Annotated in this window: 3 protein-coding genes; all 3 read left to right on the top strand. The window is 73.3% G+C overall.

All coding sequences use genetic code 11. The features are described 5' to 3' along the window. Window positions 1-390: hypothetical protein (locus PV341_RS42900; RefSeq protein ID WP_500360710.1), on the top strand; the 390-nt coding region annotated here is incomplete at its 5' end. 161 nt (window positions 391-551) lie between these two features. After that, complete coding sequence (gene topA, locus PV341_RS42895) at window positions 552-3,428, top strand: type I DNA topoisomerase (protein ID WP_500332115.1); 2,877 nt, start codon at window positions 552-554, stop codon at window positions 3,426-3,428. A gap of 79 nt (window positions 3,429-3,507) precedes the next feature. Further along, the coding region (tmk, locus tag PV341_RS42890) for a dTMP kinase (protein ID WP_500360709.1) at window positions 3,508-6,463 on the top strand (2,956 nt) is incomplete at its 3' end.

The following is a 6,463-nucleotide window of genomic DNA, read 5'->3' as shown; positions in this document are numbered from 1 at the left end:
GAACTCCGCCCGAAACGGCGTGGCCGGATCCTTTCGCTCCCGCCCGGTGGAACCGGGCGGGAGCGAAAGGATCCGGCCACGCCGTTTCGGGCGGAGTTCACCGTGGGTTCTTCCGGTCGTCGCCCCGGCGTGCCACTCTCCGTGGCTGCGGGGGCGTCGGTCGTGGGGCACGAGAGGGACCTGGGGGACATGTACATGGAAACCGTGCCAGGGATCTTCGCCGGGACGGTGTTCGCGGTATTCGGGGCAGCCCTCCTGGCCTGGACCGTCACCCGGTCGCTGCGGCACCTGCCGGTGGTCCAGGGAGGGGGCCCGGCGTCCGCCGCAGTGGCAGGTTTCTTCGGGGTTGTTTCGCTTCTTGTCGGGGTCTGGCTGTTCCTGATCCTCTGAGCTGGGCAAATCGGACATGGACGGCAGTCCGTGCGGCAGACAGGACGGTTGTCGGGTTACCGTTCGAGTGGCGTTGCGGACTTTTCCCGTTTGACACGGGACCGGGATGTACGGTCACACTCCGCAGCGAGACCACCTTCGACCCGGAGAGAAGAGCGAAGTTGTCCCCGACCCGCGAGACCGCACAGGGCAGCGGCCGCCGACTCGTGATCGTCGAGTCGCCTGCCAAGGCGAAGACGATCAAGGGCTACCTCGGCCCCGGCTATGTCGTCGAGGCCAGCGTCGGGCACATCCGCGACCTCCCGAACGGGGCCGCCGAAGTGCCGGCGGAGTACAAGGGCCAGCCGTGGGCGCGGCTCGGCGTCAACGTCGACAGCGAGTTCCAGCCGATCTACGTCGTCAACGCGGACAAGAAGGCCCAGGTCAAGAAGCTGAAGGACCTGCTCAAGGAGTCCGACGAGCTCCTGCTCGCCACCGATGAGGACCGCGAGGGCGAGGCCATCGCCTGGCACCTGCAGGAGGTCCTCAAGCCCAAGGTCCCGGTCCGCCGGATGGTCTTCCACGAGATCACCAAGGACGCCATCCAGGAAGCCGTCCGCAACCCGCGCGAGCTGAACCAGCCCCTCGTCGACGCCCAGGAGACCCGCCGCATCCTCGACCGCCTCTACGGCTACGAGGTCTCGCCGGTCCTGTGGAAGAAGGTCATGCCGCGCCTGTCGGCCGGCCGTGTCCAGTCCGTCGCCACCCGGCTCGTCGTCCAGCGCGAGCGTGAGCGCATCGCCTTCCGCTCCGCCGAGTACTGGGACCTGTCCGGGACCTTCGCCACCGGCCGGGCCGGTGACGCCACCGACCCGGGCACCTTCGGCGCCAAGCTCAGCGCCGTCGACGGCAAGCGGGTCGCGCAGGGTCGTGACTTCGGCGCGAACGGGCAGCTCAGGGACGGTGCCAACGTCCTCCACCTGGACGAGGCCGCCGCCCGCGCGCTCGCGGCCGCCCTGGAGGGCGCCGCCTTCTCGGTCCGTTCGGTCGAGTCCAAGCCGTACCGCCGCTCGCCGTACGCGCCCTTCCGCACCACGACCCTGCAGCAGGAGGCCAGCCGCAAGCTCGGCTTCGGCGCCAAGGCCACCATGCAGGTCGCCCAGAAGCTGTACGAGAACGGCTTCATCACCTACATGCGTACGGACTCCACCACGCTGTCGGAGACCGCGATCACCGCCGCCCGGGCCCAGGTCACCCAGCTCTACGGCGCCGACTACCTGCCGGACAAGCCCCGCGTCTACGCGGGCAAGGTCAAGAACGCCCAGGAGGCGCACGAGGCGATCCGCCCCTCGGGTGATCGTTTCCGCACCCCGGCCGAGACCGGCCTGACCGGCGACCAGTACCGCCTGTACGAGCTGATCTGGATGCGCACCGTCGCCTCCCAGATGAAGGACGCGGTCGGCCAGTCCGTCACCGTCAAGGTCGGCGGTCGCGCCGCCGACGGCCGGGACGCCGAGTTCTCCGCCTCCGGCAAGATCATCACCTTCCACGGCTTCATGAAGGCCTACGTCGAGGGCGCCGACGACCCCAACGCCGAGCTCGACAGCAGCGAGCGCCGGCTGCCTGCCGTCACCGAGGGCGACGCCCTCACCGCGCGGGACGTCACCGCCGACGGCCACGCCACCAAGCCGCCCGCCCGCTACACCGAGGCCTCGCTGGTCAAGGAGCTGGAAGAGCGCGAGATCGGACGTCCGTCGACGTACGCCTCGATCATCGGCACCATCCTCGACCGCGGCTACGTCTTCAAGAAGGGCACGGCCCTGGTGCCGTCCTTCCTCTCCTTCGCCGTCGTCGGCCTGCTGGAGAAGCACTTCGGCCGGCTCGTCGACTACGACTTCACCGCGCGGATGGAGGACGACCTCGACCGCATCGCCCGCGGCGAGGCACAGGCGGTGCCGTGGCTGCGCCGCTTCTACTTCGGCGAGGGCGACACCCCCGTCGGCGGTGCCGCGGACGCGGGCAACGGCGACGGCGACCACCTCGGCGGCCTGAAGGAACTCGTCGAGGACCTCGGCGCCATCGACGCCCGCGAGGTCTCCTCGTTCCCCGTCGGCAACGGCATCGTGCTGCGCGTCGGCCGCTACGGCCCGTACGTGGAGAAGGCCGCCGAGACCGAGGGCGAGACCGGGCAGCGTGCCGACGTACCCGACGACATGCCGCCGGACGAGCTGACCGTCGAGCTCGCCGAGGAGCTGCTGGCCAAGCCCAGCGGCGACTTCGAGCTGGGCGCCGACCCGGAGACCGGCCGCCAGATCGTGGCCAAGGACGGCCGCTACGGGCCGTACGTCACCGAGATCCTGCCCGAGGGCACCCCGAAGACCGGCAAGAACGCGGTCAAACCGCGCACCGCCTCCCTCTTCAAGACGATGTCCCTCGACACGGTGACGCTGGAGGACGCGCTCAAGCTGATGTCGCTGCCGCGCGTCGTCGGCGCCGACGCCGAGGGCGTCGAGATCACCGCGCAGAACGGCCGCTACGGCCCGTACCTGAAGAAGGGCACCGACTCGCGCTCCCTGGAGACCGAGGACCAGCTCTTCACGATCACCCTCGACCAGGCCCTGGCGATCTACGCCCAGCCGAAGGTGCGCGGCCGCGCGGCGGCCAAGCCCCCGCTGAAGGAACTGGGCACCGACCCGGTCAGCGAGCGCCCCGTCGTCGTCAAGGACGGCCGCTTCGGCCCGTACGTCACCGACGGCGAGACCAACGCCACACTGCGCCGTGACGACGACGTCGAGACGATCACGCCCGAGCGCGGCTACGAGCTGCTCGCCGAGAAGCGGGCCAAGGCCCCCGCCAAGAAGACGGTGAAGAAGACGGCGGCCAAGAAGGCCCCGGCGAAGAAGGCGACCGCGACAAAGACGGCGGCGAAGAAGACGGCCGCCAAGACCACCGCGGCGAAGAAGACCGCGGCGGCCAAGACGACCGCCAAGAAGACCGCCGCCAAGGCCACGACCACGGCGAAGAAGGCCGCCTCCGCGGCCGCCGAGCCCGCCGAGTAGTCCCCGCGGGGGCCGCACGGCGGGTGCGGTCCCGGCAGGCGCCCTCCGGGACGGCACCGTGTCCCGATAGGCTGGCGGAATGACGCGATCCGAGCAGCCAACGGACACGTTCGCCGACGAACTCGAGGCCGACTCGCGGCAACGCGCCGTGGGTGCCCTGCTGAAGATCCCTCCCCTGCGCAAGCTGTGGGGCGCTCAGCTGACCGGCACCGTCGGCGACCGGCTCGCCCTGCTGGTCCTGGTCGTCCTGACGGCGCAGGCCGCCGTCGGCGCCCAGGCCTTCGGCGGCGGATACCGCGGCGCGGCCTTCGCGGTCGCGGCCGTCTTCGGGGCGCGGGTCCTCGCCGCCCTGCTCTTCGGCGCCGTACTGCTCGGCCCGCTGGGCTCCCTCACCGGGCCCGGCGGCGTGCTGGACCGCCGGTGGACGATGATCGGCTCCGACGTCGTACGCCTCGCCCTGCTGATCGTCGCCCCGCTGTGGATCGACTGGGTGCCGGCCGACGCCGTCGCCTGGCTGCTGGTCACCGTCTTCGTCACCGGGGTGGCCGAGCGGCTGTGGACCGTCGCCAAGGACGGCGCCGCCCCCGGGCTGCTGCCCGCGTCCGCGCCCGGCGCAGGAACGGTACGTCCGCTGCCCGACCGCCTCGACGCGCTGCGCCGCCTCGACCAGCGCACCGGCTTCGTCGCCTTCCCGATCGCCGCCGCGGGCCTCGTCGTCGTCACGCTCGTCGGCAACCTGATCGGCCTCGGCGTCGACTGGTTCGGCCTGCACCAGGCCGCGCTCGCCTCCTACGTCGCCGCCGGGCTGTTCGCCGCCTCCGGCGCCGTCCTGTACCTGCTGGAGCTGCCGGGCGACCAGGCGACCCCGCTCCGCTCCCCGCTGCAGGGCCTGCGCAGCAACGACCGCGGGCGCACCGGCGCCGTACCGCTGCTCGTGCTCGGCACCACCACCGTCGCCGGTGCCATCGCCGCCGCCGTGGCGCTGGCCGTGCTGCACGCCGCCGACCTCGGCGGGGGCCCGGTCGGCTACGGGCTCCTGGTGCTGGCGCTCACCGCGGGCCCCGTACTCGGCATCCGGATCGCCCCGCACACCTTCCCGGGACTGTCCAGGCGCCGCCTGCTCGCCATCGCCATCGCCGTCACCGGTATGGCCCTGCTGCTGACCGGCATCGTGCCAGACCCGACGACGGTGCTGCTGCTGGCGCTGCTCGCCGGCACCGCGGCCGGGATCACCGCCAACACCGGGCACGTCCTCATCGACCAGGAGACCGAGGAGTCCCGCCGGGCCCGCGCCACCGACCACCTGCACGCGGTCGCGCGCCTGCTCATGGCAGTCGGCGCCGTCGGCGCCCCCCTGCTGGCCGGGGGCATCGGCCCGCACCGCGTCGTCAACGGGCACTTCACCTTCGACCACGGCGGCGCCGCCTACGCCCTCATGCTGATCGGCGCCCTGCTGCTGCCCGTCGCCGCGCTCGTCCTCGGCAAGACCGACGACCGCCAGGGCGTCCCCCTGCGCCGCGACCTGCGCGAGGCGCTGCGTGGCGGCGACCCCGAGCAGGCGCCCGCCCCCACCGGCTTCTTCATCGCCGTCGAGGGCGGCGACGGGGCCGGCAAGTCCACCCAGGTCGAAGCCCTCGCCGAGTGGATCCGCGGCAAGGGCCACGAGGTCGTCGTCACCCGCGAGCCGGGCGCCACGGCGGTCGGCAAGCGGCTCCGCTCGATCCTGCTCGACGTCTCCAGCGGCGGGCTCTCCCACCGCGCCGAAGCCCTGCTGTACGCCGCCGACCGCGCCGAGCACGTCGACACCGTCGTACGCCCCGCGCTGGAGCGCGGCGCGGTCGTCATCTCCGACCGCTACATCGACTCCTCCGTCGCCTACCAGGGCGCCGGGCGCGACCTCGCGCCGACCGAGATCGCCCGCATCTCGCGCTGGGCGACGGACGGTCTCGTCCCGCACCTGACCGTCCTGCTCGACGTCACGCCCGAGGCGGCCCGCGAACGCTTCACCGAGGCGCCCGACCGGCTCGAGTCCGAGCCCGCGGAGTTCCACGACCGCGTGCGCTCCGGCTTCCTCACGCTCGCCGCGGCCGACCCCGCGCGCTACCTGGTCGTCGACGCGGCCCAGGAGCCGGAGGCCGTCACGACGGTGATACGGCACCGTCTCGACGAGATCCTCCCCCTGTCGGAGAAGGAGGTCGAGGCCCGCGAGGAGGCCCGCCGCCAGGCCGAGGAGGACGCCCGCAGGCGCGCCGAGGAGGAGGCCGCCCGCAAGGCCGAGGAGGAGCGGCTCGAACGCGAGCGCCAGGCCCAGCTGGAGAAGCTGCGCGCGGAGGAGGAGGAACGCCGCCGCCGCGCGGAGGAGGCCGCCCGCCTCGAGGCCGAGGAGGCCGCCGCGGAGGAGGCCCGCCGCCAGGCCGAGGAGGCCCGCAGGCAGGCGGAGGAGGAGCGCGCCCGCCGCGAGGCCGAGGAGCGCGTCCGCCGCGAGGAGCAGGAACGCCTGCGCCGCCAGGCCGAGGAGGAGGCCCGTCTCCGCGCCGAGGCCGAGGAACGCCGCCTGGAGCGCCAGCGCAAGGCCGAGGAGGCCCTGATGCGGGCCGAGCAGGCCCGCGTCGAGGCGGAGGACACGACGAAGACCGTGGAGACCCCGCGGCCGCCGGCCCCCTCGGCCGGGGCGGCCGGGGACGCGGAGACCGCCGTGCTGCGCGCGGTGCCGGTCGATGACGCGACGGCGGTCCTGCCGCCGGTCAAGCCGGCCTTCCCGGACTTCACGAAGACCGCCGAGACGCCGCGGCCGCCGCGGCCCGCCGCGCCCACCGAGCCCACCGACGCGGAGGAGACGGCCGTTCTGCCCCCGGTCACTCCCGGCGCTGCGGACGACACGGCCGTCCTGCCGCCCGTCCCCTCCGCGGACCGTGTGCCGCCCGGCATCTTCCGGCCCGAGGAGCCGGCTGCGGCGCCGCGTGACCCGGAGAACGAGCGCACGCGCGAGATGCCGTCCGTCCCCGCGGAGGGGCGCCGCCCCCGCCCCCGCCCTT

The organism is Streptomyces sp. PA03-1a (assembly GCF_033792805.1).
In the GTDB taxonomy this organism is placed as follows: domain Bacteria; phylum Actinomycetota; class Actinomycetes; order Streptomycetales; family Streptomycetaceae; genus Actinacidiphila.
Note: the sequence above shows the minus strand (reverse complement) of the source record. Positions and strands in the feature narration are given on the sequence as shown.